We start from the raw sequence: 24,196 nt of genomic DNA, 5'->3' as shown, positions 1-24,196 counted from the left end.
ATGTTGGCGATCCGCGCCGCCGATTTTGATCGGCTCGATGTTAACGGCGGACCGCCCTGCGCGGTCCGATGGGCAAATTCGCTCTCGCGCAACGGCAGCAGCGTTGCCGATATTGTCGCGCGGATGAAGGCGCGGCAGGCGATGCAAGCGCGGCAATCGGCGGCGCTCGACAGACAGATCGAATGCGATGACTAAAATTGAATCCGGCGACAACGGCAAGTTTGCTCCTTTTAGCCGTGCGCGCAGGGGCCGGGCACCGCTTGGTGTGGGTGCCCGGCCGCTATTCGAAAGCGCGGAGCGTTCTCCTGCCGCGCCTGTAGAGCCACCGGCCGCCAGCGACCAAATCTCCCGCGCTGGAGGTCGCGCGGCGGCTGATGATTATCGCATCGCGCTCCATGAAGCGTCGCACGCGACGACCGGGAGACTGCTCGGCTCGCCGCTCGGCGGCTGCACCATCGTACCCGGGCCAACATTTTCCGGGTTGTGTTGGGGGCCGACGTTCCAATCGAGATTCACACCCAGCCCGCCCGTGCGGAGCTTATGCGAGCAGATCACGCCGCTGTTGCCGATCCCCGGCGAAAATCGCGAATGCATTTCCGAGATCGTCTTGCATTGCCATAACAGGGTCGTCGAGCTTGTCTCGGGCTCGCTTGGTGAGCTGCTTTTCCTCGGGTCGGCATGGCCTGCCGATAGCGACAGGGCGCAGGAGCGCGCGCTCGCCTCGCTCGTCGCCAGCTCGCCGGACAGCATCGAGGCTTTCGTCGCGTTCGCGAGGCGCGAGGCAGAACACCTGCTCCGCACTCACGCGCATGTCGTTCGCGCGCTCGCCGATGAGCTTTTGAAAAAAAGGACGCTCGACAGCGGCGAGATCGATGAAGTTATCCGAGGTGTGTGCGCGAACAAGGCGGTCGCCGATGAGCGTGAACGTCGCCTCGATTGGCGTGCGCGTGAAGCGAGTGCGAAGAAATTTCGCGCGATGGTCGAGGCCTAGCGCGCCTCGCTGGAGCGGTCTTGCCCGCCCGCTGTACCTTTCCCGGGCCGCTCCGCCAAATCGCTTGGGCGAGGCTAGCGCGGCCGTGGGAAGCTGCGCGCGAGGAAGATCGATCTTAGATGAGCGCCAACAGATGCCTCGCAAGCACCAAGGTGACCTGCAAGAACGTGAATGCGGCCGGGATGGCCAGCAGCAATATTCCGACCCGGAACAGGACGTATATTGCGATACGCAATGTTGGACGTTTTACGTTGTTTATTTCCCAAATATGAATCAAGCCGAGGCCCCATTGGTCACCCGTTTGCAAATCAGGAGACGTCCCGGCGCCCAAGTTAGGTAGCTCTGGTTCCAGTCTAGGTCGCAAGAAAAGTAAGCATTCCCATCTCGACATGTTGCGATAGAGCAATTTCAGCTTGTCAGCGATTTTCTGAGTTTCGTTGTGATGGGCAGTAAAATGATTGCGCTCCGTATCAACGAGGTTGAACGCGGAGGCGTATCGCTTAATCTCCACGGGACAGCGCCACGCAAAAGCGATGGACCCCATCGCAAGAAGGAAACTGCCGTAAAACAGCATCCAAACCCGCCAGACTGAGGGAAGGCGATTAAACGGCCAATCGCCATCATATCGGATTGTTAGGAAGTCATGAACATGCTCGTTGAGAAGCAGCAGGTAGCCGAAAACGGGCATCAGCAGTGATGCCTTGACAAGGTTCGATTGGCCGAGTTCGCGCAGCTCGCTCCAACGCGAGGGAGTTTCGAGCCATGCGATAAATTTGTTCATAGGCAAATCCGGCACAAGAGAAATGGAAACGGTTGCCGATCCTTATTCCGCTTCTACGGAATGCGAAATGGGACAGTACTCAAAGTCACTGGAATGTCTGAATACCCTGCTTTGATGAGTAAGTCTCCGACGCTTACTTGGGAAACACGTTGCGCTGGCCCCGGGCCGACACAAATGCGGGTGATCGGAAGTAAGCCTGCACTGACCCGCAGATCAATTGGAAGGTGTCTTGCTAGTAACGTTTGCTTTTGGCGAAATTCTAGGAGGTTCGTTTCACCGTTATTCAAGCGGGTAATGATACGCCGCTCTTTTTCTGCAGCAAAAGCTGGGTGCTTTGTTATGCAAGCGAAAATATCCATTTCTCCAGAAAACGCAGCTAAAAATTCGTTTGCCCAGCGTTGAACATCTCTTCCCGATAATCCCGCCGTGAAAAAAAGTTGAGCGTTTCTCAAAAGATCATCGACCACAAAAGTCTGTCTCGCGAGATCATAATTCATCGGAGCCAACAACGCGTCAGCCCTGATGCTGGGCAACGCGGAAAACAGTTTCAAGTAATCGAAACCAATTGCATAACCGCACTGACCGCCGCCGTAGCCCCGCCATTGGCCCAGATCATCTTCGACTTCACTAAAGCAGATTACGAAATGCCCTAGCGCGGCGAAATCTCGATTCGAAAGAAGGTTGTCAGCGGCTTGCAACAAAATGCCCACCGCTTGTTCGTTGTTCGTGGTGATGAGCTTTTTCACGCCAGCGTGGACTAAATCGCCGAAGTATCGTTGCTCAAGACTATCATTTAGGCAGCTAATTTGCGTCGAATACATCTTTCCATCGTTTAAAATCGCGATCAGGCCCTGTGCGGTGGTGTAGTGCCATACTTCGGTGACCGGCTCCCGACCAACCGAGGGAAGATGATGCATAGCGAAGCTGCGATAGTGAGCTTTGTCCGCATCGGTGATGTAGGGCTCGTTGGTGTTCATGCAGCAGCCTGTCTTCCTTATCCGCGCCTCGGGCAACGATCATCAAGTCTTCATCCGTGTTGCGGTCATGCGCCATTGCCTACGGCCAAACCTGCGGGACGGTTATCCCCTCAGCTTCGGCCGCCTTCTCAGGCACGGAGGTTAGACCGGCACCCCCACTTTGAAGTGCGGACGACACAACCAAAACGATGGCGTGCCCGTTGTCCGCCCCTCGCCGATCAGGGTGCGTCACCGCGAAGATGGTTTGCGTTTCCGATCCAACCTTTTCGGTTGACAGAAGCTTGTTTCGGGAAAGCCTTTCAAACAGTTCTCTTATAGCATTGCCGTCCGCGACCGGAGACGAAATGGAACACACGCCACTGGTTGACAGCTCGATGAAATATTTTCTGTCCTCACCGAAACTCATCCAAGCCTGACCGGGACGATCATCCATAAGGATAGCGCGGTCCGGCTCGGGGATCCTCGGTGATATTCAGCCTTTTGGCGGCTTCCTTGCCATCCAGTAGTTGGGCCATTTACGCACTCTCAAACGCAACTAAAACTGCACTTTTGGTCGGCAGTTCAGCCGGTTACTTCGGCCGGGACCGACCCGATTAGGAGCCCGTGCAGTGCCCTTCCCCGCCAAGGGCATCGGGGTCATCTTTCCCGTTTCCCCGCACTGGCTGGCCCTTGCGCGGGCCGGGTTTTGGCCGCCAGAGGCCGAATCACCTTGAACCGTGTCGCGCAGCCGCACGACTGCATCAATCGCTCGCGTAAATGTCCGCCGCTCACGACAAGCTCCCGACCGCAATCGCACCGACAATGCCATGACGCCCTCGATGCTCGGCCGCTATGCTTTGCGCCCGCATAGCCGAGAACGAGAAGCTTGCCGTAGCGATTGCCCTCTTCATTGATAAGCTTCATCGAGGCGGCAGCTTCGTAATTCTATCAGCGAGCAATCCGAGCTGATCGACCCTATAGGAAAGGTCCTGAATCAATTCAGCAAGCTCGACCAAACACCCTGCTTGATCACTGATGTCGACCTTCTTGAGCTGGATCAGCGCCGTCAGCACCGCCTCGACAACGACGATCAGCAAGTCGATCTGATTAGACTGTCCGGCAACAAAGTCAGGTTTTTCGCTCATGGGATTGACTCACTGCAGGGTCTGTCTCGCCCCAGCGGGAGCGTCGCCGCGCTCGTTCAAGACGGCCTGATTGCCTATATCAACACGGGGCGCGGCAAGAAGCGGCCTCGGCGACGGTACGCCGAAGAGGACCTTGACCAATTCATCGAGCTGCGCCGGAGGCGGGAAGTATGTCTATCTGGAAACCCAAAAACTCATCGTTTTACCGATACGACTTCTGGCTCGGCGGTAGTCGGTTTCACGGCCCTACGGAATGCACAACTCGCAAGGAAGCCAAGGCCATCGAAGCGGTAGAGCGCGAGAAAGCCAAGGCGCTTGTCAAAGCGATCAAGCGTTCCCGCGCGTCGCTTTTGATCGACGATGTTGCCGCCCGCTTGTGGAACGACCGCGCGCAGTACGATGTGGACTCGGAGGCAACCTCGACCAACCTCGCGCGGCTGGTGAACTACTTCGGCAAATCGACGCCGCTCACCGATATCGACCATGCCAAGGCCAAGCAAATGGTGGCATGGCGGCGCGGTCATCGGGTCACACGGCGCGGCAAGCTGACCAAAGAGGAAAAGGATGCGCTGCCGCTGATCACTAATTCGACCGTCAATCGTTCAACCATCGCGGTGCTGCGCCGTCTGTTTTCGTTCGCCAAGGACGAAGGAGCGCAGTTCGAACATGAACCAAAATGGACGGAACTGTTCCTGCCGGAGCCCGAGGAGCGGGTGCGGGAACTGCAGGATGGCGAGGCGGCAGCGTTCGATGAGGCGATGCGCGATGACTACGGCCCATTCTTCGCGTTCGTCCGGGCCAGCGGGCTTCGCCTCAAGGAATGCGTGACGCTGCGCTGGTCGGAGGTGAACTTCGGCACGCGACAGATCGTGCGTATCGGCAAGGGCGGCAGGCGCGTGGTGTTTCCGATCACCGATAGCATCAGGGATATTCTCTGGCCGCTACAGGGCCAGCATCCGGAGTCCGTGTTTACCTATGTTGCGGTCTACGGCAACAAGCGGCTCAAGCGGGTGCGCGGTCAGCGCTACCCGCTGACGTACAGCGGTGCCAAGTCGGCGTGGCAGGTGATGCGGGCTCTGGCCGGGGTGAAAGATTTCCGCTTCCACGATTTCCGCCACGATTTTGGTACCAAGGTGCTGCGCGACACTGGCAACCTCAAGCTCGCTCAGAAGGCGCTGAACCATCGCGATATCAAGAGCACGCTGCGCTATGCGCATGTGCTCGATGAGGATGTCGCTGCCGCCGTCGAACGCGTCGCAAAGTCCCAAAAAAAGTCCCAAACGAAGCTTCGCGAAGTGGGCTAAAATGTTGACGTGGCAAACGATTTCAGAATCAGGCTACGAGCTTCCAGATGTCGTTTGCGGCAACGCTGGGCCTCGTGGCGCTGGTGCAGATCGGCATGCCGCGCCTGTTCGCTGCGCCCGACAACTCGACGACCGCGAAGATAGCACTGTGGGGCGGGCGGGAGATCATGACGCTGGCGTTGGCCTCCATGGTGGCGGGGCTTGCCACCACGCCCTATGCCGCCTTTCATTTTCATCGCGTGACGCCCTATGGCGTGCTCGCCAATCTGGCGGCGATGCCGGTGGTGTCGGCGCTGGTGATGCCGGCGGGCCTGCTCGGCCTCGCCGCGATGCCCTTCGGGTTCGATGGCGTGTTCTGGTGGCTGATGGGCATCGGCATCGACTGGATGATCGTGGTGACGGAGTGGGTAGCGAACCTGCCCGGCGCGATCGGCCGCATGGCCGCGTTCGGGATCGGGCCGCTGATCGCGGCCAGCATCGGCATCGTGCTGCTCGGCCTGTTGCGGACGCCACTGCGCTGGTCGGGCGCGGCAGTGCTCGCGCTGTCGGTGGTCTGGGCGCTGGCGGTGAAGCAGCCGGATATCCTGATCTCGGCCGACGGCCATAATGTCGGCGTCCCCGGCCAGGATGGGCGGCTGCATCTGATGCGCATCGCCAAGGATGCGTTCCTGCTCAAGGAATGGATGGCGGCCGACGCCGACCCCAGGCTCCCGACCGATGCCTCGCTCGCCGACGGCGTCTCCTGCGACGATGCCGGCTGCGTGACGCCTTTTGCCGGCGGCGGCTTTGCGGCGCTGGCGCTCAGGCCCGAGGCGCTGGGGGACGATTGCGCGCGCGCAACCTTGGTGGTGACGGCGCGGCAGGCGCCGGCTTCCTGTTCATCCGCCGTGATGTCGGGCGATCGGCTGCGCGGGCAGGGCGCCACCGCGCTGTGGCACACCCGTGACGGCTTTGCCGTCGACGCGGCCATGCCGCGCGGCGTCGACCGGCCATGGTCGCCGGCGGTCGCGGGCGTTGTGGAAACAGAAACGACACTGACGCCGCGGGGAGGCGCCGCGCGACCGGTGGATGCCACGCCTGCGGAAGCCGATCAGCAGCCGGAGGATTGAGGCTCTTGCGTCATTCCGGGTTCGCGTCTGTCGAGGCGCGCCATTTGCATTCAAAACCGTGGACATTTCCGCTCTCAGTCGGGGGTCAGCGCTCGATCGCCCGAACAAAGATGTCGACAAGCGAAGTGATGAGATTCTGCATGTCGCGCCTGTCAGCCGCGGTCTCGCGCAGACCTCTTATGCTGAAGACGAGCGCACGCGCGGCCTGCTCCGTCGGCATCTTCAGACGCGCAGTGCGGAAGCGCTCGGAGATGAGCTCGACGACGAGGCCCTGGAAATTTCGATAGACCTGCTGAACGACGGGATACCGCAGATCGAACAGGTCCGCGGCGTCCGGGTGTGAGGCCGCAAGATCAATGCCGTGACATCCCCATGACAGGCAGGCGTGAAGCAGCTTACCACGCAGATCTTTCAGATGCGCTACCTCCGCACGGATGCTGGCCAGCTTATCCTGGTCCATCCGCTCAACCACCGCTGTGAAGATGGCCTCCTTGTCCGGAAACAGCAGATAGAGCGCCGGCCGAGAGATTTCGCAGCGCTCCGCGATGTCGCCCATTGTGGTGCGAGCAAAACCATATCTGCAGAACACGTCCGTCGCGCGTTCGACGACGCGCTGATGCTTGCTGCCGGGAATAGACATCTTCTCGCATCTTTCTTTCGAAAAAGGTTGTCAAATTGGCGATCTGACATTATTACGTATTATGTCATATCGTCAAAGGCGCGCAAGCGAGCGAAGCGGAGAAGCCACGTGAACAGCGAGATTCACTTGAAAACGTGGAATGCGTATCAGCGCGCTTGGGGGCCGGTCCATGAGACGGAACGCGAAGAGCTGCTTCGATCAAGCGTTAGCGACAATATTTTGTACACGGATCCTTCGTCGCAGACCCATGGTCTACAGGAACTCATGGTCCGCATCGCGCAATCGCAGCAGAAGTTCACGGGCGCATACTTCAGAAACGACAGCTTTCTGGAACATCACGACCAGGGACTCTTCATTTGGACGATGTACGACAAGGATGGCCGGGCCTTCGTGAAGGGGAGCAGCTTCGGCCGCTTTGGCACCGATGGCCGACTCGTTCAGGCAACGGGCTTCTTCGAAGCACCGTCGAACAAGGCTTGAGCGGACTGCGTGTCCCGCCCTAGACGGCTGCCGCCAGGCTGAGCACGTTGGCCAGCAGTGTCCAAGCGGGCGGACTGAGGCGTTCTGAGGATTGCCGCGAGGCGCAGTATGAAATCGCAGAGCATTGTAGAATGGGCGTTTCGATCGCGTGGCAGCCCGCGACGTCATAGCGTCACGGCGAAGCCGTAGTGCCCATCTTCATCGGCCGCGGCGCGCCGCTTCGGTACAGAACTGGGCACGCCAAAACCCGCCGTTTTTTCGCCTGAAGCGGCGACGAGTGTGCGCAGCAGTTCGCTTTTCGACCCGAGAAGGTCTTGCGCGTCGACTTCGACGCGCTGGGCGAGCGCGCGGAGGAGTCGCGGCGATAGCGGCCGCCCTCGGTGCGTATCCGCTTGCAAGTCAGACATCGCGCCATGTCGGTCTTGTGCCAATAACGGGCCTGTTCGATCACCTCATCGCCGTGACGTTTGAGCATGTCGCGTCAGATCGCAGCGGATGGCGAGCCGACCTACGTGGTCGTCCCCACCGCGACTCCGACCTCGGGCGAGAGTGACAAACTTGCGGACAGTTCCCCAAGGGCTATCCCATCGATGAGCGAGGCCGATCGGCGCCCAGGAACCTTTCGATCTTGGGTCCATTGGGCCCGATTGACCCGTCAATCCGCGCCGCCGCAGCGGAGGCCGGTCGCGCCGTTCGTGAGCAATTGCGGGTCGAACAACCGAAAGGGTCCCCCCGGATCCTGATTCAGATCTTCCGCCGAAAAGACTGGCGATGTAGCATCTTGTTGAGTTTGCCTCAGAGCACGGCGCGTTCGCGGCGTTATCCGCCTCCCACGATCGTGAGAGTTAGTTCAGGGCGGCTTGGTATCCGAGATGAAGGTTCACTGGACGCCTCAATGGATCTGGGTCGCTCAATGCGCCTTAGGCGGCCTTGGGCTGATATCGACGACCTTCGTCTGCTTCCGGCTTGGATTCGACGTTGCCGCGGCGGGTTTTGCATATGTGATCCTCATCGCGCTGATTTCGGTCCTTGGCAGCTTAAGCGCATCGATCGTTCTCTCGATCGCTTCCGCGGCATGCCTGAACTATTTCTTCGCGCAGCCATTGTTCGAATTCCGCATAGACTCTCCGCAGGACGTTATAGCCGTAGCAGCCTTTACGACGACGTCGCTCATTGTGACGGCTCTCACCACGGCGGTGCGCAAGTCGGCGAAGGCCGCTGAGGCGTCGCAACAAGCGTTGATCGATACGATTCCTGCGTCGGTCTGGATCGCCCTTCCGGATGGCTCGCGTGAGTTCTATAAGCGAAGCTGGCAGGAATTATCGGCCGCGGACTCGCCTGGCAACGAGGTCGCCATGTTTCATCCCGACGACCGCGAATACGTCGTCGAGAAATGGCGCTCGGCGGTCGCAACGGGCGAGGAGTTCGAAGTCGAGGCGCGCGTGCGGACCGCCACGGGCGAATATCGCGCCATGCTGGTCCGCGCCGCCCCCTTGCGCGACGAGAAGGGCCACGTCGTCAAGTGGTATGGAGTGAGTACCGATATCGAGGACCTCCGGCGCGCTGTGGAAGCGCTCCGCGAGAGCGAGCAGACCTTGCGCTCGGCGCAGGCGGAGCTCGCGCACGCCAATCGCGTCGCAACGATGGGGCAGCTGACGGCCTCCATCGCCCATGAAGTGAACCAGCCGCTCGCCGGCGTCGTCGCCAACGCCGAGGCCTGTCTGCGCTGGCTCGACCGCGAAACGCCCAACCTGGACGCAGCGCGCCGCTCGGTGGAATGTATCATCAACGACGGCAATCGGGCGAGCGAGGTGATTCGGCGCGTCCGGGCGCTCGCGACCAAGACCGAAACCAAGCAGGAGCCACTCGACATCAATCGCGCCATTAGCGAGGTCGTCCCCTTGGTGAAGCGCGAGTTGATTAACCACAAGGTGTCGCTGCGGACGGAGCTTGAGTCAGCTTTGCCCGCGGTTCTCGCCGACCGGGTCCAGCTGCACCAGGTGATTATTAACCTGGTGATGAATAGCATTGAAGCGATGCAATCGGTCACGGATCGACCCCGCGAACTGGTGATCGGATCGCACCAGGACGAAACACACCGAGTGCTGGTCACTGTAACGGACTCCGGTGTCGGGATCTCCGCCGAGAATGCGGACCGGCTGTTCAACGCCTTCTTCACCACCAAATCCAGCGGCATGGGTATGGGACTCTCGATCTGCCGTTCAATCGTCGAAGCTCACGGGGGACGGATGTCGGGCGCCAATAATGTGGGGCCGGGTGCGACGTTTCAGTGCGTGCTGCCCGTGCAAAGACAGGCTGCGTCGTGATACGCCAGTGCCCCCAATGGTTGGGCCAAGACTTGTCATTCGGCATGCAAAGCCCCTCGCGCACCTGCTCAGGGGTTTGCCTCTCATCGAACGTTAGGAAGAACATCCCCTTTTCGCCAAGGTCTACGGTTGGCGCATATCCGAGGACCTGTCCAAAATAATTATGTGGGCCTTCCCAAATCCAATCCGGGTCTATGTCGTAGGAGGCGTCGATAACACTCGATCCGGTCTTGATCTGATCGCCATCCTGCACCTCGATGGTCAGCCGATAACGGACATGAAGATCATAATAATTGAGCCAGAACAAAGCGATCACGAGGATCACCAGGCCCGCGAGTATTCCAAGCGCGCAGGCGGGACACCGCCTCGGCCAGCGGAACGTCGGCCTGTGAGCCGTCGCGCTCGCGCAGGCTCACCCGGCCGTCCCTCATCTCGCGCCCGCCGACGATAGCCATCACCGGCACCGCCATTTCATGCGCCGCCACGATGCGCCGCGAAAGGGTATCGGCGCCGTCATAGGCAACGGCCCGGATCCCGGCATCCTCGAACGCCGCCAGAACGTCCGCGCCGTATCCGGCCTGGTCTTTCGAGATCGGCGCGACCGCGACCTGGTCCGGCGACAGCCAGAACGGAAGCACGCCGCCATGGTGCTCGAGCAGGATCGCGATCATGCGGCCGAGCGATCCGAAGATGGCGTGGTGGATCATCAGGGGTCTCGCGCGGCTGCCATCGGGGGCGACGTAGGACGCCTCGAGCCGCTGCGGCAGCACGCCGTCGAGCTGCACCGTGCCGCACTGCCAGGATCGTCCCAGCCGGTTGCGCAGCGCGAATTCCAGCTTCGGTCCGTAGAACGCGCCTTCGCCGGGATTGATTTGAGGCGCGAGGCCGCAGCGCCGCGCGGCATCGCCGAGCTTCGCCTCCGACCAGTCCCAGGTCGCGTCGTCGCCGGCGCGCGCCGCCGGCCGCGTCGCCAGCGCCACCTCGTAGTCGGGAAAACCGAGGTCGCGGTAGGCCTCGCCCAGCAGGGCGATGAAGCACGCGACTTCGCTCTCCACGTCCTGCTCGCGGCAGAACACATGCGCATCGTCCTGCTCGAAGGCGCGCGTCCGCATGATGCCGTGGAGCGAACCGGAAGGCTCATTGCGGTGGCAGGCGCCGAACTCGGCATAGCGGATCGGAAGCTCCCGCCACGAGCGCAGCCCCTTGTTGAAGATCTGCACGTGGCACGGGCACGACATCGGTTTCAGCGCCATCGCCAGTTCGCCGTCATCGACCCGGAACATGTGCTCGCCGAACTTGTCCCAGTGGCCGCTGCGGCCCCAGAGTTCCTGCGGCAGCAGCTGTGGCGTCCGGACCTCGGTATAGCCGGCTCGGCGCATTTTGCGCCGGACATAGTCCTCCAGCACCCGGTAGACCGCGTAGCCGCGCGGATGCCAGAACACCATGCCCGGCGCGTCTTCCTGAAGGTGCCAGAGCTTGAGCTTCACACCGAGATTTCTGTGGTCGAGATCGTCCATGGCTGTGTTCCTTGTGACGGGAATAAGCGCGGACGGGGACCATCAAAAACCAGAAAAGGCCCCGTCCGTCGCCGGCGGGGCCTTTTCTGGGTGAAGTACGCTTGTCTCTAGCGCGCGCAACCAGCAGGCGATCCGCCGTAAGCGGTCGCCGTGATGGTCAATGCGGCTGATCGAAGCTTATTCATGCTCTGTATATGGCGGTAAAACGCTCAGGCGTCAACGCCAGCCGATTGGCGTCGTCGCGGTACCGACGGACACCTACTGGTCGTCAGGCTGCAACCGCACCGGGGCCAGCGGCCGCGCTCCGGCTTGTGGCGACTGATGCGTCGGCACAGGTTTACGCGTCGCGGTGGCAATCGGCCGCGACAGAGGCGCCGATATTTTGGGCCGCGGGTTCTGCTCGGAGACCTTGGCGATAAGGCGCGTCATTTCCTCCTGGCTCGCCTTGAGCTGCTCGGTGGCCTTCGCATTTTCTTGGGCTGTTTTTTCCTGGTTCGCCTTGAGCTGCTCGATTCCTTGCTCCACGTTTGTGAGATCGCGCGCCATCGTCTGGAGCAACTGCGTCAGCTCGGGAGATATCGGGGCGGCTGCCGGCGCGACGTCTTGCGGGGCGGTTTGAGCCGACGCTGTTGCTTGCGGAAGCACTGGCGTCGCCGCGGCCACCTGAGCGGTAGAACTCGGCTGCGCGGGAAAGCCCGGCTTTTCCATTGGCAGCGAGGAGGTCAAGATGAGCTGCGGCGCCCACCGGGCGACAATCAACCTGGCCGCATCGCCATAGGAGGACTGCGAAACGAAAGCACCGACGAAGACGCACAGGGCCAGCAGCAAGCCGATGAAGCCGCGGAGCGCCGGTCTGCCGCGCGGTGGCCGGTGGCCCACGACAGCCGAAGGCTGGTTCGCGGCATCGTGTTCTAGCTTCGCAAGCTGTTCATTTAACCGCGCCAGCTGTTGATCCGCGCGCGCGATCTGGTCATAAGCGTGCACGAGCCGTTCATCCGCACGCGCGGCCAGGACATCGTTGAGTTCAATTGCTTTCGGGTCCGTCGTGGAATTCATTGCTCCCTTTCCCGTCTAATATCACCCGACGGAGGCAGTTAGATTTGCACGGGGGTCGACCAACCGCCAAACACTCAGTAAGTCTTGACCAAAGCATGGCCGCACGATGGAAAGTATGGGGCTGCTTACGGCGACGGGCCTTCGGGAACTCAGTTTGAGCGAACTGGAGTGGTCTCAGGGTATGGCTACCTCTTAGACTCAAGATAAGTGGTCCATGCGGCGCTGGCTAATGTCTGCGACGTTCGATGAGCGCATGTCCTTTCGACTTCGTTCACGATCGCCGTCGCGTCAGTTTTCGCCTGCGTTTGATCACTCGCCGCAGCAACGTAATTGAGTCCCGTCCAGAAACCGTAGATCCAGATGGTCCCCTCTAGTCGACGCTCTTGCGTTGACCGCCAATGAGTGCAACTCATGCTGCCTATTCCGATCATATCGACGGAGATCTTGACATCCTGCGCCAAGACCGGGCAGGCCGGTGCGGTGAAGACCAACGCCGCAAATAAAATTCGGTTCATCATGCGTCAAAATCCGAACGCCCCTTCACCCGATCGCTAGAATATCACTGCCGCATAAGTGCAACCGTCGGGCTATGGCAGTGGCCCTTGCGAGCTTGAGCAATGCCGCTAGATGCGAGCGCTCAATCGAAAGCCGAATGCCTGGCGCGCGTCACCGTGACGATGCGTCCCAAAGGCCGGATGCGATGAGCACAAGTCATCACGCTCCGGCGGCCGTGTCCGCTGTGGTAGGAGGCAAGACCGCTTTCAGCTTTGGTCGCCTGGGCGATGGAAAGCAGAGCAGCGGCAAGCAAAGCAGATCGACACATGGTAAAAACCTCGCGTCGTCGCGGCAACAAAGCTGGTGGAGAGTGCAAAGCAATCGCGGCAAAAACTTGTCCGTTCAAACACGGTCAATTGCACGCCCAGCTAGTAGCGACATTCAACCGGTTCAGTTATCGGGCGACCGACAATCTTCCGCACCACGGCCGCGGCATCGGAAACTCCCCCTATGGGCGCAGCGCTAAATCGCAGGCGGGCGCATACTCTCGGGGTCTAGCGTGTATTAGCCTGCGGCATCATAGCGCTCCGGCGAAAAAATATTGCGCATCTTCGTCGGCCGTGGCGCGTTGGGACGACGGCGTTCATTGTCACTTCTCGCTCATCGAATGAGTTTCCTTGAGGTCGAACGCGCCCAGGTGGAATTCCTCGTTGGCGTCGGTCGCGGCTGCGGATGCCGTCTTGACCAGCGCGAACACAGCGTCCGGGAATTGCTCCCAGACCGCAAGGTCGTCTGCCGCGACCGTCAGCCAGCCGAACCTGAACATGTATCGGCCGGGTTCCGTCACGTGCCCGACCTGTCGCCAGCTGACTTTATTGACGCCCAATTATTTTCCCCCCTCGGAATCCCGCTTCCGGTCGGCCCACGGGACGGCGACAGAAGCCTTTCGGATCGAAGCCTCGCGCGTCGAAGCCGCGCGGCCGGCCACGCGCAGCGCGCCGTTCGCCCGCATTTCGAACGCGTCAAGTTGCAAGGCGAAGGTCGCCAGCGCTACCCTGAGATTATGCAGTTCTTCGGCCCGCGGGTCTTTCCCGTGGCCCATCGTCAGTCCCATCGTCCAGCCCTCTTCAGCACACAATACTCTCACCCGCCGGCCGAAACCGGCAGGTACCCGCGCGAACCCATTCAATTCACGTCAACGGGCGGAAAGCGGCGTCGGCGTTGCGGTGTCGGCAGCGGCAGGCCGCGCACGTTCGCTCGGCTGTTGCGCTATCACGGGCAATTGCAGCACGGTGGCGTGTTGTCCCTCGCAGAGCAGCGTCACCAGCACGTGGCTGCCGTCCGGAAACTCGATCGCGTCATGATGGCGGTCCGCCACGTGCCGATCGATCTCGCCGAATTTGCCGACGCGGAAATTGACCTCGCGCGTCCAGATCCAGCGGTTGTCGTATCTGACATTCTGGGCGAAGGCGAGTTCGGTTCCTTGCAGCAGGCAGACCGCGACATTGGGTTCGCTTTCGCTGGCGAAACCGCGCGTCGAAGTACCGGGAAACGTCGTGGTGATTAGCGTCTCTCCGACCTTGGCCGGGCGCGTCGCGACAGCGTGCAGACTGTAGTCACACATCGGATTGCTCCTCGTTCGAGATAGCAAACCCGCGCCGCTTAGAGGCGCAGGCCTCTATCAGAGTGGACAGTAAAGCACGAGTTTTTGCCTGCTTGTGGGCAATTGTGCGGCTCCACCCGCCGCGCCCAAATCACAAATACGTTTTTGGAGGGGTGGGGCAGCCGCGTCGAATTCGCCGAAGGCTGAACACCCGAAGTCGTCACCACCCGCGAAAGCGGGTGGCCCAGTAAACGCCGGCATCTCGATCCCTACGATCGTCACGGAATACTGGATGCCCGCCGGAGCCTCTCATCGGGTTCGCCGAAGGCGAGACCCGGTGGCGGGCATGACGGTCGGGTGAAAAGGGCCCGGGGTAAGGAAATCAGTACTTCCGATACAGCCCGATCAGCTTGCCCTGAATCTTCACCCGGTTCGGCGGCAGGATGCGGACTTCATAGGAGGTATTGGCGGGTTCCAGCGCGATCGAGGCGCCGCGGCGGCGGAAGCGCTTGAGGGTTGCCTCCTCGTCGTCGATCAGCGCCACCACAATGTCGCCGGTCTCGGCGGTCTCGTTGCGCTGGATCAGCGCCATGTCGCCGTCGAGGATGCCGGCATCCACCATGGAATCGCCGCGCACTTCGAGTGCATAATGTTCGCCGGAACCGAGCATGTCAGGCGGCACGCTGATGGTGTGGCTGCGGGTCTGCAGCGCCTCGATCGGCGTGCCCGCCGCGATCCGGCCCATGACCGGCACCGCAACCGGGCGCTCGCCATCGTTTTCCAGACCGGCGCTGGAGGTGCGCACCTTGCCGAGCGTTCCCTCGATGACGCTGGGCGTGAAGCCGCGGCGGCCATTGCCGTTGCCGCCAGCGCCCCCCGACAGCTCCGGCAGCTTGATCACCTCGATGGCGCGGGCGCGATTGGGCAGGCGGCGGATGAAGCCGCGCTCTTCGAGCGCGGTGATCAGGCGGTGAATTCCGGACTTCGAGCGCAGATCCAGCGCGTCCTTCATCTCGTCGAAGGAGGGCGGAACGCCACTTTCCTTCAGGCGTTCGCTGATGAATCGCAGGAGTTCATATTGTTTGCGCGTGAGCATCTCGACATATCCCTAATTTGCGTTCCTCAAGCCTGCCAGGTGCCCGCTCGATTTCGAAACTCGAAATCAGGACTCCGGAGCAAGGTAACTCTCGTTTCCAGACACAAGCACTCGAAACAAATCATGAACGGACACTATATGTTCCATATGTGTTCCGCAACCACTTAATTTCCGGTCAACAAGATCCACATCTCGCGTGGACGCGCCCGTTCGCACCCACTCTGAAACGTCAGGCCGGCAGCCGCAGGATGTCGCAGGCAGAGCCGGTCAAAGCCTTCGGCGCGAACGGCGGACGGATCACCAAGGCCCGTGCCGCAGCGAGATTTCCAAGCAGCGAGGAATCCTGGTGGTCGACCGGAATAGCGATCAGCGCGCCGTCGCCGCGCCGCTCCAGCCGTGCGCGCAAGTAATCCTCGCGGACGTCGTTGGCGCCGACATCGCGTCCCAGCAACGCCGTCTCGAGGACGTGCCGGACCGCCGATCGCCCGGACAAAGCACGAATCAGGGGCACCAGGAACAGGAAGCCGCAGACATAGGAGGACACGGGATTGCCGGGCAGGCCGATCACCCGCATCGCGCCCAGCCGCCCGTGCATCATCGGCTTGCCCGGTCGCATCGCGATCTTCCAGAACGCCATGGTGACGCCTTCGGCCTCCAGCGCCCGCTTGACGAGGTCGTGGTCGCCGACCGAGGCGCCGCCGGTCGTGACAAGGATCTCGGCACCGGCGTCGCGGGCGCGGCGGATACCCCTGACGGTAGCCTCCAGCGTGTCGGCGGCAATGCCGAGATCGACGACCTCGGCGCCCTCGTGGCGGGCCAGCGCCCGCAGCGCGTAGCCGTTGGAATAGACGATCTGCCCGGGGCCGGGGATCGTGCCCGGCATCACCAGTTCGTCGCCGGTGGCGAGCAGCGCGACCTTGGGCCGGCGGCGGACGGGAAGCTCGGGATGGTTCATGCCGGCGGCGAGCGACAGGTCGCGGTCGGTGAGGCGGATCCCGCCGGCCAGCAGCACGTCACCCTCGCGAAAGTCGATGCCGGCGGGGCGGATATGCCGGCCGAGCCTTGCGGCCTCGGTGATGGTGATGTGGCCGCCGTCCGCCACGGTATCTTCCTGGATCACGACGGCGTCGGCGCCCTCGGGGACCAGGCCGCCGGTGAAGATCCGCACCGCTTGGCCTGCGCCAATCGCCTGATCGAACGGCCGGCCGGCCGCGACCTCGCCAATCACCGCAAGACGCGTCCCGGGGAGGGACGCATCCGCCGCGCGCACCGCATAGCCGTCCATCGCCGACATCGCCTGCGGCGGCTGGGTGCGGAGCGCTGGAACGTCGCGCGCGAGCACCCGGTGAAAGGCCGCGTCCAGCGCGACCTTTTCCTCTGGGCAAGGCTCGGCGCCCGCGAGAACCGCGCTCAGCGCCTCAGTAACCGGCATCAGTGCCACGGCGTGTCTCCTCGGTCCGCAGGGCGCCCAACCTGGCGCGGCGGATCGTCGGGTGCGTTCTAACGGAGAGCGCGCGCGGAGGCAAAAGGCGCAGGCCTTGGGAAACCTGGAAAATTCAAGCGTCGCGGATCACTTCTGCAGCAACGGCCGCACCAGTTCGGCCTGGCGGATCACGCCCGTCGTGTCGAAGATCTCGCCGAGAGCCTGCGTCTGCAGGGCCGCTGGTGATCGCGGTTCCCGAAGGTTAGCTAGCCGAGAAGCCGGAATTCGAGTTGGGCGAGACTATCGCCGACTTCTTCCGGCGGGCCAGGCCGGAAGCGGAGCCGTTCGGACATCATCGCCAGGTAGCGGCGCAATTCGCCGTCGCTTTCTTTGAGATGGTATCGAATTTCGCGGCGTTCGATCGTCGTGATCAAGGGATCGGCAATCCGCCGCCACGCGACACTCTGCCAATCCTTCAGCTCTCGGATCTTGCGGCTTAAGATATCAGGCTCATTCATGCTGGTCGGCCCGCTCCTGGGAAGGTGCGGTTCGATCCTCGGGGCCAAATCTTAAATAACCATTAACCAAGATCGGATGCCATCGGAGGCTCGCTCCGTTGCTGCGGTGCATTCGTCTGGAAATGAGGCTTTCGGATCCGGCGCGGCGGCCGACTCTCGAGACCATCATCCGCACCGGGGCGGACGTCCGCCAAAGCCTGCGCAGTCGGAAGTTGACGGTCCTCAAATCCCGAGCGCGGCCAGCGTCTCGGCGACGTCGGCGGGCGAGGTGACGTGCACCGCGGCGAGCCCGCGGGCGCGGGCGCCTTCGATGTTTTCGGGGAGATCGTCGAAGAAGACGATGCGGGAGGCGGGAATGCCGATCGCCTGGACCACATGGTCGAAGGCCTCGGCATCCGGCTTCCGCAGTCCGATGCTCGACGACAAAAACAATTCACGGAAATGGCCGAGCACATCGGCATGGGCGACCGAGAAATATTCGACATGGGCGCTGTTGGTGTTGGAGAAGGCATAGAGCGGCAGCCGCTTGCCGGCGCGCTTTAGCAGCGGCGCGATGCCGGGCATTTCACCGGCAAAGATCGCGTTCCATCCCTCGAGGAACTGGGCGTCCGAGATGCCGACGCCGAGCGAGGCGCGCAACGCGCCGAAGAACTCGGCGTCGCTGATCTCGCCGGTCTCGTGCCGGTGATAAAATTCCTCGCGCGTCGAAAATCGTTCGACGAGTTGCGCCGGCTCGCAGCCGGCATGGCCGGCCCAGCAAGCAAGCACCTTGCTGAAGTCGATGTCGAGCACGACGCGGCCGAGATCGAACAGCAACGCATCGGCGGAGCCTGGAGCGAGCAGGGGTTTTGTCATGGCGGCGGTTTACGAAAAACAGCGGAGGCAGGCAACGGTGAAGGATGTCAGCGCTTCCACCCCCTGCGATCCATCACCGCCGATAGCGCAGCGCCTCGACCAGCAGCGCAAAGGCCGGCGCCGGCTGCCGGCGGCTCGGATAATAGAGGTGATAGCCTGGGAATGGCGGACACCAGTCGGCGAGCACCCGGATCAGGCGTCCGTCGGCGAGGTGCTTCTCCACCTGGTCGTCGGGCAGATAGGCGAGGCCCAGGCCCGCCAGTGCTGCCTTCAGTCTTAGCGCGGTGTTGTTGAACAGCAGCTGCCCTTCCACCCGGACCTTCAGGCCGCGCCCGCGCTTCTCGAATTCCCAGGCGTAGATCCCGCCATAGGTCGGCAGGCGGATATTGATGCAGTCGTGGACCGTGAGTTCCTGCGGCGTCTTCGGCCGCGGCCGCCTGGCGAAGTAAGAGGGCGCGCCGACCACCGCCATCCGGAAATCGGGTCCGATGCGCACCGCAATCATGTCCTTCGCCACCTGCTCGCCCAATCGAACGCCGGCGTCGTAGCGCTCGGCGACGATGTCGGTGAGGCCGTAGTCGATGATGAGCTCCACCTTGATGTCGGGATAGCGCGGCAGCAGTTTTGCCAGTGCCGGCCAGAGGATCGCTTCGGCCGAATGCTCGCCGGCGGTGATGCGGATGCTGCCGGCGGGTTTCTCCCGCAACTCCGTCAAGGCGGCCAGCTCCGCGTCGATCTCCTCCAGCCTCGGACCGACAGTGCGGACCAGGCGCTCGCCCGCCTCCGTCGGTGCGACGCTGCGGGTGGTCCGGGTCAACAGCCGCACGCCAAGCCGCTCTTCCAACCCGCGAATGGTGTGGCTGAGGGCGGATTGCGAGACGCCGAGCTTCGCCGCGGCCCGGGTAAAACTGCGCGCTCTCGCCACGGCCAGGAAGGCTGCGAGATCATCGATCGGGTGGCGGGCCATTCATGAATCCTGTTAATAAGTCCATGCCGATTATACCATCTAATTGTTCCCCCTCGCGCGCCCTAAGTTGCAGCCCGTGGCAGCCGGCAAGGCTGGGCTGGAAGGCGAAGGAACAAAGCGCCATGGAAATCAAGCGAAGCGGTTCACGGCCCTCCGGAAAAGGACCGGCGGAATATTTTACGGGCGCGGTCCGTATTGATCCCTTGTTCGAGGCGCCCGATCCGGCGCGCGTTCGCGGCGCCAGCGTCACGTTCGAGCCGGGGGCGCGCACCGCCTGGCATACGCACCCGCTCGGTCAGACCCTGATCGTGATGTCGGGCGCCGGCTGGGTGCAGCGCTGGGGCGGAGCGGTCGAGGACATCCGGCCCGGCGATGTCGTGTGGTTCGAGCCCGGCGAGAAACACTGGCACGGCGCCACCCGCACCACGGCGATGACGCATATCGCCATTCAGGAAGCGCTGAACGGCAGCCCGGTCGACTGGATGGAGCAGGTCAGCGACGAGCAATACGGGGCCAGGGCTTGAGGGCTCTTTCGATTTCAGCGAAAAGGAGAAGAAACAATGCAGAAGCGCAAATTGGGAAATAGCGGCCTGGAAGTGTCGGCCATCGGGCTCGGTTGCATGGGACTGAGCTATGGATATGGCCCCGCGACGGACAGGCCGCAGGCGATCGCGCTGATCCGCTCCGCCTTCGAGCGTGGCGTCACCTTGTTCGACACCGCGGAAGCTTACGGTCCGTTCGCGAATGAGGAACTGCTGGGCGAAGCGCTGGCGCCGTTCCGCGAGAAGGTCGTGATCGCAACCAAGTTCGGTTTTGAATCCGGCAAGGTCGAGGCCGGCCTCAACAGCAAGCCGGCGCATATCAAGGAGGTCGCCGAGGCCGCGCTCAAGCGGTTGAAGACCGGCGTCATCGACTTGTTCTATCAGCACCGCGTCGATCCGGAGGTGCCGATCGAGGACGTGGCGGGTGCCGTGAAGGACCTGATCGGGGAAGGCAAGGTGAGGCATTTCGGCCTTTCCGAAGCCGGCGCGCAGACCATCCGCCGCGCGCATGCCGTACAGCCCCTCACGGCGTTGCAGAGCGAGTATTCGCTGTGGTGGCGAGAGCCCGAGAAGGAGATTCTGCCGACGCTCGAGGAGCTTGGCATCGGCTTCGTCCCGTTCAGCCCGTTGGGCAAGGGATTCCTCACCGGCGCGATCAGTGCGAACACGAAATTCGACAGCACCGATTTTCGCAACGTCGTGCCGCGCTTCGCCCCGGAAGCGCGAAAAGCCAACCGGGCCCTGGTCGATCTGCTCGGCGAGATCGCGGTCAGGAAAAAAGTGACGCCGGCCCAGATCGCGCTCGCGTGGCTATTGGCGCAAAAACCGTGGATCGTCCCGATCCCGGGCACCACCAAGCTCAATCGTCTGGAAGAGAACATCGGTGCGGCCGGCGTCGAACTGACGTCCGGCGATCTCGGCGAAATCGCTGATGTCCTCGCCAGGGTGACGGTGCAGGGGGAGCGGTATCCCGCGCACCTTCAGGCAAGGGTCGGCCGCTGAGATCGCTCGGGCGGCAGAAGCCGGGCACCGCGTCGGAAGCCCGGTGGACCGGGTGCGCGAGGCGCCTTGTGGCGTATTTCACACGTGCGTCTCGAACGCTGCCGGATCGCGCCGGCGGCGTTATGCTCGATGCAAAATCAGCTAGACCTACCGACCACCTCCGCCGCCCCCGCCACCACCTCCACCTCCACCGCCGGCATTAAGCAGGGCCTGATTGGACCGAGGATCGAGGTTTCTCATGTAAGCCGGCGACGTGTCCGCCAGACGGCGCGAACGAAGCGTCTGCAGATATTCCAGATGGTCGCCGCAAGCCGACCGCGATACCGCGCCATCACAAAACCTGGACGTGGTGGAAACTGGACCGACGGGAAATTCCGGCCCGGCATGAACTGGTTTCGGATAGAGCGGCGGAAAAGCGCTGGCGCTGCTCTCTGCCATGGCGCTCATGGCAACGAGAGTAATCAAGGCAGTCGCTGATAGTTTTGATGGTATCGACATCTGAGCTCTCCATTCCCCCTGGTTCGGCGAAACCGGAATGGCCCGCGCAAGAGTTCGACGGTGCCAGATCAAAACCGGTTCGAGAGAGCTACAAAAATAAGTCTCGGATCCGTCAGGCATGCGCCGGCGTGGACCGGGCCAGCCATCCGCTATTTCCGCTCCGCGATGTCAGCGGCAAATATCCGCAGGAAGATCGCGCGCCGGGCGGTCTCCCGGTTGTTGCAGTACGCGATCATCGGATTGGCCATGGTGCCCTGGAAATAATCGTACCAGAAGGCGCAGGTCAGATCGCGGGTCTGGATCCATGATCGCTGCATCTCGCGCAGCTTGGCCTGCTGATCGGGCTCGAGCGCGTTCATCATGGTCTTGTAGGAATCGTTGACGATCTGGTCCCAGACCAGCCGCTCGCGATCCAGGCAGTCGATCTGGCGCCTTGCGGTCACCGCCGTTTCATCGCCGCCCATGCAAGGCTTCGCAACTGCCATGAGGCAGACCGCCTCGTCGGCTTCCTGCGAGCCGCTCTTCTTGTCCTGCTTGCGCAGGCAGTCGCCGATAACAGCGATATCCTTTGCCGCGGGAGCGTCCGCCCGCACTGGATGCGGGCCGACGACGAGCAGCGCGAGAGCGAGCAACGACAACGGTCGACGGAATTGCATGTGCCCTGAACCCACCGGCGAACGTGAATTATAGCGCTTTCGAGTGGCGTGGAAACCGGTGTGCGTGAAGAAACCGCGTCGGAAGGGTCGACCGGATTCCGCGGCCGAAGGAGGCTTGAATTTTCCGGTTGATCTTCTGAAACCGGAAATGGGTGTCATTCGTAGCTGCAGCGGTCGATGTCACAACAACGGGCCGCCATGCTCCCCACGAAAGCCCAGCAACAGGCTATCGAAGCGAAGCTCAACTTTGTCTTGGGCGCGGACACCTACGATCGATGGTTTCTCGGTTTTGCCTGCGGCGGGCTGACCGATGATACGGTCGAGGTGTTTGTGAAGGATGGAGACACCGCAGCGGTCGTCGGCACCGAGTATAGCTGGCACGTCGCCGTTATCGTGGAGAACGTGTTGAAGAAGCCCGTCAAACGCGTGAACGTTCTGTCGAAAGATACCTCTCAAGCGCGATAATGCGGGCAAAAGTTGCCAGTGCAGTTTTCACACCGCCTGGACCCAAAGCGGACCTGATGCGTCGGCGCAGTCCGTCGAACAAGTCGCGCGATCATGCAGGAACGTACGTCAACCTGATCACGTCCTCGCCAATTAGATCGCTGGCCACAAGGCGGAGCGGCGGCCGGGGGCCCGCGAAGTATGGCTTGCCGCGACCCAGCACGATGGGGTGGAAGTAGAGTTGATACTCGTCGATGAGACCAAGGTCGGTCAGGCTTCGCGCCAGGTCTGGTCCGGCGACTTCGATCTCCCCAACGAGCTGAGCCTTCAGCCCACCTATCACCGCCTCAAGGTCATCCTCGACAAGAGTGGCGTTGGGGCCGACTGACTTCAACGAGCGCGACACGACCCACTTCGGTTGGCGCCGCCACGCCGCCGCGAAGTCGCGTTCCTCCGCGCCCCACTCAGGACGGTCTTCGTCCCAATAGCGCATGACCTCGTACATGCGGCGACCGTACACACTGCCGGTCAGGCCGCGCACCTGCTCTATGAAGTGACGAAAGAGCGCGGGGCTTGGTCTCATTTCAAGGTGGTCGACATAACCGTCCAGGGACTGGTTCATTCCAAAGACGAGCTTCGCCATGCTACAAATTCTCCACCCCAGGCTCTTCTCCACCCCAGGCTCTTCAGAATAGCTTGAGCCGACGTTGCGCAGAAGTGAGGTTGGACACAATTTGCGCGCCGCTTTACCGGTGTGGCCAATAACCAGACGTCCGCTTTCCGATCCTTTGCGGAAGTCGCCGCGCTCAACCGATGACAGGCACCCACATAGCCCGATGCTCGATGTGTAATGTTCCATGTGCAAGGATCATTACGCCGAACATTTTCCCGTTTGACATATACATAATTCCAAAGTTATACATCTATCCATAGCTAACAGGTTATTGATCCCAAATGCCCAAGATTCAAGTGCCCAAGACTCAAGTGCCTAAGACTCACGATGAGCTCTTCAGAACGCTCGCCGATCCAACCCGGCGGGCGCTTTTCGAGCGACTGTGCCGCGAAGGAGAGCAGACCGTCGGAGCTCTGACGGCTCGGGCCGGGGTCTCGCAGCCGGCCGTTTCGAAGCATCTTGGGGTCCTCAAGCAAGCCGGGTTGGTGCGCGACCGCCACGAAGGTCGCCAGACGCACTACAGCGCACAACTTGGCGCCCTGGCTCCGCTGATCGACTGGACGAGCCAGATGGCCGGCATTTGGGAGGATCGATTCGACCGCCTTGAAGATCTGCTGAAAAGGATGGACCAATGAACGAAACATCGGCTGAAACGCGCTTTGTTGTTGTCGAGCGGGAGGTACCTTTTCCACCCGAAAAGCTTTGGCGCGCGCTGACGCAACCACACCTCATCGAGGAGTGGCTCATGAAGAACGACTTCGAGGCCGTCGTGGGCCACCGTTTCAATCTGCGCGGAGACTGGGGCGGCGTGCTGGACTGCGAGGTTCTCGCCGTCGAGCCGAACAAAACCCTGTCCTACACCTGGAATTTTGCGCACGAAGATGCGGCCTACAATTTAAAGAGCGTGGTGACTTTTACGCTCACCCCAACGCGCATGGGCACCCACCTGCGCATGGAGCAGTCGGGCTTCCGGCCGGATCAGAAACAGGCCTTTGGGGGCGCCAAGGCCGGCTGGCAGCAGTTCTTCGCGAAGCTGGAGCAGGCCCTGGCGCGAACGGAGTGAGTCACAAGGTTGCAAGGAAGTCCGCCGCCCGGCGGCTCGCCGATAGGAGGTCACA

The 24,196-nt window shown here is 61.8% G+C and carries 28 protein-coding genes and 1 pseudogene; 11 read left to right on the top strand and 18 right to left on the bottom strand.

Going from position 1 to position 24,196, the window contains the following annotated elements; translation table 11 throughout:
- Entirely contained in the window at nt 1-195 is a 195-nt protein-coding gene (locus B5525_RS32915) for a hypothetical protein (RefSeq protein ID WP_079569917.1), read from the top strand.
- On the top strand, nt 188-991 hold the full coding sequence (locus B5525_RS44760; RefSeq protein ID WP_154073587.1) for a hypothetical protein: 804 nt from the start codon (nt 188-190) through the stop codon (nt 989-991). The genes B5525_RS32915 and B5525_RS44760 overlap by 8 nt, the downstream gene beginning before the upstream one ends.
- A gap of 115 nt (nt 992-1,106) precedes the next feature.
- Here the strand turns inward: B5525_RS44760 and B5525_RS32905 are convergent, their stop codons facing one another.
- The 4 genes from B5525_RS32905 to B5525_RS32890 form a co-directional block, all read right to left on the bottom strand.
- The gene (locus tag B5525_RS32905) at nt 1,107-1,772 is read right to left on the bottom strand and encodes a hypothetical protein (RefSeq protein ID WP_079569914.1); all 666 of its coding nucleotides are present in this window, start codon (nt 1,770-1,772) and stop codon (nt 1,107-1,109) included.
- 53 nt (nt 1,773-1,825) lie between these two features.
- Nucleotides 1,826-2,749, bottom strand: a complete 924-nt coding sequence (locus B5525_RS32900) for a DUF2971 domain-containing protein (RefSeq protein WP_079569913.1) — start codon at nt 2,747-2,749, stop codon at nt 1,826-1,828.
- A 79-nt stretch (nt 2,750-2,828) separates the two neighbouring features.
- The gene (locus tag B5525_RS48000) at nt 2,829-3,155 is read right to left on the bottom strand and encodes a hypothetical protein (RefSeq protein ID WP_425305332.1); all 327 of its coding nucleotides are present in this window, start codon (nt 3,153-3,155) and stop codon (nt 2,829-2,831) included.
- Nucleotides 3,156-3,648: 493 nt separating this feature from the next.
- A complete protein-coding gene (locus B5525_RS32890; protein ID WP_079569910.1) occupies nt 3,649-3,873 on the bottom strand; it encodes a hypothetical protein in 225 nt (74 codons plus the stop codon).
- A gap of 170 nt (nt 3,874-4,043) precedes the next feature.
- Here B5525_RS32890 and B5525_RS32885 point away from each other — a divergent pair, with 170 nt between their 5' ends.
- Together B5525_RS32885 and B5525_RS32880 are read left to right on the top strand one after the other, a co-directional pair.
- Nucleotides 4,044-5,177: a tyrosine-type recombinase/integrase gene (locus tag B5525_RS32885; protein ID WP_079569908.1), complete on the top strand. Its 1,134-nt coding sequence runs from the start codon at nt 4,044-4,046 to the stop codon at nt 5,175-5,177.
- A 38-nt stretch (nt 5,178-5,215) separates the two neighbouring features.
- Nucleotides 5,216-6,286 (top strand): annotated as a pseudogene (locus tag B5525_RS32880) (ComEC/Rec2 family competence protein); the annotation flags it as partial.
- 85 nt (nt 6,287-6,371) lie between these two features.
- On the opposite strand, the gene B5525_RS32875 reads toward B5525_RS32880, so the two are convergent.
- The gene (locus tag B5525_RS32875) at nt 6,372-6,926 is read right to left on the bottom strand and encodes a TetR/AcrR family transcriptional regulator (RefSeq protein ID WP_079569905.1); all 555 of its coding nucleotides are present in this window, start codon (nt 6,924-6,926) and stop codon (nt 6,372-6,374) included.
- Between the two features lie 108 nt (nt 6,927-7,034).
- Here B5525_RS32875 and B5525_RS32870 point away from each other — a divergent pair, with 108 nt between their 5' ends.
- Nucleotides 7,035-7,406 (top strand): nuclear transport factor 2 family protein, encoded by a 372-nt coding sequence (locus tag B5525_RS32870; RefSeq protein ID WP_079574104.1) that lies wholly within the window; start codon nt 7,035-7,037, stop codon nt 7,404-7,406.
- Nucleotides 7,407-7,570: 164 nt separating this feature from the next.
- Here the strand turns inward: B5525_RS32870 and B5525_RS32865 are convergent, their stop codons facing one another.
- On the bottom strand, nt 7,571-7,813 hold the full coding sequence (locus tag B5525_RS32865) for a hypothetical protein (protein ID WP_197687861.1): 243 nt from the start codon (nt 7,811-7,813) through the stop codon (nt 7,571-7,573).
- 465 nt (nt 7,814-8,278) lie between these two features.
- Here B5525_RS32865 and B5525_RS32860 point away from each other — a divergent pair, with 465 nt between their 5' ends.
- On the top strand, nt 8,279-9,733 hold the full coding sequence (locus tag B5525_RS32860; RefSeq protein WP_079569902.1) for an ATP-binding protein: 1,455 nt from the start codon (nt 8,279-8,281) through the stop codon (nt 9,731-9,733).
- Nucleotides 9,734-10,017: 284 nt separating this feature from the next.
- On the opposite strand, the gene thrS is transcribed toward B5525_RS32860, so the two are convergent.
- From thrS to B5525_RS32805, 10 genes are all read right to left on the bottom strand, one after another.
- Nucleotides 10,018-11,250: a threonine--tRNA ligase gene (thrS, locus tag B5525_RS32855; protein WP_079569901.1), complete on the bottom strand. Its 1,233-nt coding sequence runs from the start codon at nt 11,248-11,250 to the stop codon at nt 10,018-10,020.
- Nucleotides 11,251-11,508: 258 nt separating this feature from the next.
- Nucleotides 11,509-12,306, bottom strand: a complete 798-nt coding sequence (locus B5525_RS32850) for a hypothetical protein (RefSeq protein ID WP_079569899.1) — start codon at nt 12,304-12,306, stop codon at nt 11,509-11,511.
- 1,144 nt (nt 12,307-13,450) lie between these two features.
- On the bottom strand, nt 13,451-13,687 hold the full coding sequence (locus tag B5525_RS32840; protein ID WP_079569896.1) for a hypothetical protein: 237 nt from the start codon (nt 13,685-13,687) through the stop codon (nt 13,451-13,453).
- Nucleotides 13,688-13,915: a hypothetical protein gene (locus tag B5525_RS32835; protein ID WP_079569894.1), complete on the bottom strand. Its 228-nt coding sequence runs from the start codon at nt 13,913-13,915 to the stop codon at nt 13,688-13,690. It lies immediately after the preceding gene.
- 81 nt (nt 13,916-13,996) lie between these two features.
- Nucleotides 13,997-14,425, bottom strand: a complete 429-nt coding sequence (locus tag B5525_RS32830; RefSeq protein ID WP_079569892.1) for a hypothetical protein — start codon at nt 14,423-14,425, stop codon at nt 13,997-13,999.
- Between the two features lie 361 nt (nt 14,426-14,786).
- Nucleotides 14,787-15,500 carry a transcriptional repressor LexA gene (lexA, locus tag B5525_RS32825; protein WP_079569891.1) on the bottom strand — a complete coding sequence of 238 codons (714 nt, stop codon included), beginning with the start codon at nt 15,498-15,500 and terminating at the stop codon, nt 14,787-14,789.
- Between the two features lie 229 nt (nt 15,501-15,729).
- Complete coding sequence (gene glp, locus B5525_RS32820; RefSeq protein WP_079569889.1) at nt 15,730-16,941, bottom strand: gephyrin-like molybdotransferase Glp; 1,212 nt, start codon at nt 16,939-16,941, stop codon at nt 15,730-15,732.
- A 248-nt stretch (nt 16,942-17,189) separates the two neighbouring features.
- A complete protein-coding gene (locus B5525_RS32815; RefSeq protein ID WP_079569888.1) occupies nt 17,190-17,441 on the bottom strand; it encodes a hypothetical protein in 252 nt (83 codons plus the stop codon).
- Between the two features lie 222 nt (nt 17,442-17,663).
- A complete protein-coding gene (locus B5525_RS32810; RefSeq protein ID WP_079569886.1) occupies nt 17,664-18,296 on the bottom strand; it encodes an HAD-IA family hydrolase in 633 nt (210 codons plus the stop codon).
- Nucleotides 18,297-18,369: 73 nt separating this feature from the next.
- Nucleotides 18,370-19,263 (bottom strand): LysR family transcriptional regulator, encoded by an 894-nt coding sequence (locus B5525_RS32805; protein WP_079569885.1) that lies wholly within the window; start codon nt 19,261-19,263, stop codon nt 18,370-18,372.
- Between the two features lie 122 nt (nt 19,264-19,385).
- On the opposite strand from B5525_RS32805, the gene B5525_RS32800 reads away from it, so the two are divergent.
- Together B5525_RS32800 and B5525_RS32795 are read left to right on the top strand one after the other, a co-directional pair.
- On the top strand, nt 19,386-19,787 hold the full coding sequence (locus B5525_RS32800) for a (R)-mandelonitrile lyase (protein ID WP_079569883.1): 402 nt from the start codon (nt 19,386-19,388) through the stop codon (nt 19,785-19,787).
- Between the two features lie 36 nt (nt 19,788-19,823).
- Complete coding sequence (locus B5525_RS32795; protein WP_079569882.1) at nt 19,824-20,807, top strand: aldo/keto reductase; 984 nt, start codon at nt 19,824-19,826, stop codon at nt 20,805-20,807.
- Between the two features lie 647 nt (nt 20,808-21,454).
- Here B5525_RS32795 and B5525_RS32785 read toward each other — a convergent pair.
- A complete protein-coding gene (locus B5525_RS32785; protein WP_172900023.1) occupies nt 21,455-21,961 on the bottom strand; it encodes a lysozyme inhibitor LprI family protein in 507 nt (168 codons plus the stop codon).
- Nucleotides 21,962-22,138: 177 nt separating this feature from the next.
- Between B5525_RS32785 and B5525_RS32780 the strand changes: the two genes are divergently transcribed.
- Nucleotides 22,139-22,426, top strand: a complete 288-nt coding sequence (locus B5525_RS32780) for a hypothetical protein (RefSeq protein WP_079569877.1) — start codon at nt 22,139-22,141, stop codon at nt 22,424-22,426.
- Nucleotides 22,427-22,517: 91 nt separating this feature from the next.
- Here the strand turns inward: B5525_RS32780 and B5525_RS32775 are convergent, their stop codons facing one another.
- On the bottom strand, nt 22,518-23,048 hold the full coding sequence (locus tag B5525_RS32775) for a dihydrofolate reductase family protein (RefSeq protein ID WP_079569876.1): 531 nt from the start codon (nt 23,046-23,048) through the stop codon (nt 22,518-22,520).
- A 311-nt stretch (nt 23,049-23,359) separates the two neighbouring features.
- Between B5525_RS32775 and B5525_RS32770 the strand changes: the two genes are divergently transcribed.
- Together B5525_RS32770 and B5525_RS32765 are read left to right on the top strand one after the other, a co-directional pair.
- Nucleotides 23,360-23,713 carry an ArsR/SmtB family transcription factor gene (locus B5525_RS32770; RefSeq protein WP_154073586.1) on the top strand — a complete coding sequence of 118 codons (354 nt, stop codon included), beginning with the start codon at nt 23,360-23,362 and terminating at the stop codon, nt 23,711-23,713.
- Complete coding sequence (locus B5525_RS32765; protein ID WP_079569874.1) at nt 23,710-24,141, top strand: SRPBCC family protein; 432 nt, start codon at nt 23,710-23,712, stop codon at nt 24,139-24,141. The genes B5525_RS32770 and B5525_RS32765 overlap by 4 nt, the downstream gene beginning before the upstream one ends.
- The last annotated feature ends 55 nt before the right edge of the window (nt 24,142-24,196 follow it).

This window comes from Bradyrhizobium erythrophlei, assembly GCF_900129505.1.
Lineage (GTDB): Bacteria > Pseudomonadota > Alphaproteobacteria > Rhizobiales > Xanthobacteraceae > Bradyrhizobium > Bradyrhizobium erythrophlei_D.
The sequence above is the reverse complement of the archived record's forward strand: the minus strand, read 5'-3'. Positions and strand labels throughout refer to the sequence as shown.

Coding starts and splice junctions, on each gene's coding strand:
- B5525_RS32915 (WP_079569917.1), top strand. CDS start 1: ATGTTGGCGATCCGCGCCGCCGATTTTGATCGGCTCGATGTTAACGGC.
- B5525_RS44760 (WP_154073587.1), top strand. CDS start 188: ATGACTAAAATTGAATCCGGCGACAACGGCAAGTTTGCTCCTTTTAGC.
- B5525_RS32905 (WP_079569914.1), bottom strand. CDS start 1,772: ATGAACAAATTTATCGCATGGCTCGAAACTCCCTCGCGTTGGAGCGAG.
- B5525_RS32900 (WP_079569913.1), bottom strand. CDS start 2,749: ATGAACACCAACGAGCCCTACATCACCGATGCGGACAAAGCTCACTAT.
- B5525_RS48000 (WP_425305332.1), bottom strand. CDS start 3,155: ATGAGTTTCGGTGAGGACAGAAAATATTTCATCGAGCTGTCAACCAGT.
- B5525_RS32890 (WP_079569910.1), bottom strand. CDS start 3,873: ATGAGCGAAAAACCTGACTTTGTTGCCGGACAGTCTAATCAGATCGAC.
- B5525_RS32885 (WP_079569908.1), top strand. CDS start 4,044: ATGTCTATCTGGAAACCCAAAAACTCATCGTTTTACCGATACGACTTC.
- B5525_RS32875 (WP_079569905.1), bottom strand. CDS start 6,926: ATGTCTATTCCCGGCAGCAAGCATCAGCGCGTCGTCGAACGCGCGACG.
- B5525_RS32865 (WP_197687861.1), bottom strand. CDS start 7,813: ATGTCTGACTTGCAAGCGGATACGCACCGAGGGCGGCCGCTATCGCCG.
- B5525_RS32860 (WP_079569902.1), top strand. CDS start 8,279: ATGAAGGTTCACTGGACGCCTCAATGGATCTGGGTCGCTCAATGCGCC.
- thrS (WP_079569901.1), bottom strand. CDS start 11,250: ATGGACGATCTCGACCACAGAAATCTCGGTGTGAAGCTCAAGCTCTGG.
- B5525_RS32850 (WP_079569899.1), bottom strand. CDS start 12,306: ATGAATTCCACGACGGACCCGAAAGCAATTGAACTCAACGATGTCCTG.
- B5525_RS32835 (WP_079569894.1), bottom strand. CDS start 13,915: ATGGGACTGACGATGGGCCACGGGAAAGACCCGCGGGCCGAAGAACTG.
- B5525_RS32830 (WP_079569892.1), bottom strand. CDS start 14,425: ATGTGTGACTACAGTCTGCACGCTGTCGCGACGCGCCCGGCCAAGGTC.
- lexA (WP_079569891.1), bottom strand. CDS start 15,500: ATGCTCACGCGCAAACAATATGAACTCCTGCGATTCATCAGCGAACGC.
- B5525_RS32815 (WP_079569888.1), bottom strand. CDS start 17,441: ATGAATGAGCCTGATATCTTAAGCCGCAAGATCCGAGAGCTGAAGGAT.
- B5525_RS32810 (WP_079569886.1), bottom strand. CDS start 18,296: ATGACAAAACCCCTGCTCGCTCCAGGCTCCGCCGATGCGTTGCTGTTC.
- B5525_RS32805 (WP_079569885.1), bottom strand. CDS start 19,263: ATGGCCCGCCACCCGATCGATGATCTCGCAGCCTTCCTGGCCGTGGCG.
- B5525_RS32800 (WP_079569883.1), top strand. CDS start 19,386: ATGGAAATCAAGCGAAGCGGTTCACGGCCCTCCGGAAAAGGACCGGCG.
- B5525_RS32795 (WP_079569882.1), top strand. CDS start 19,824: ATGCAGAAGCGCAAATTGGGAAATAGCGGCCTGGAAGTGTCGGCCATC.
- B5525_RS32785 (WP_172900023.1), bottom strand. CDS start 21,961: ATGCAATTCCGTCGACCGTTGTCGTTGCTCGCTCTCGCGCTGCTCGTC.
- B5525_RS32780 (WP_079569877.1), top strand. CDS start 22,139: ATGTCACAACAACGGGCCGCCATGCTCCCCACGAAAGCCCAGCAACAG.
- B5525_RS32775 (WP_079569876.1), bottom strand. CDS start 23,048: ATGGCGAAGCTCGTCTTTGGAATGAACCAGTCCCTGGACGGTTATGTC.
- B5525_RS32770 (WP_154073586.1), top strand. CDS start 23,360: ATGCCCAAGATTCAAGTGCCCAAGACTCAAGTGCCTAAGACTCACGAT.
- B5525_RS32765 (WP_079569874.1), top strand. CDS start 23,710: ATGAACGAAACATCGGCTGAAACGCGCTTTGTTGTTGTCGAGCGGGAG.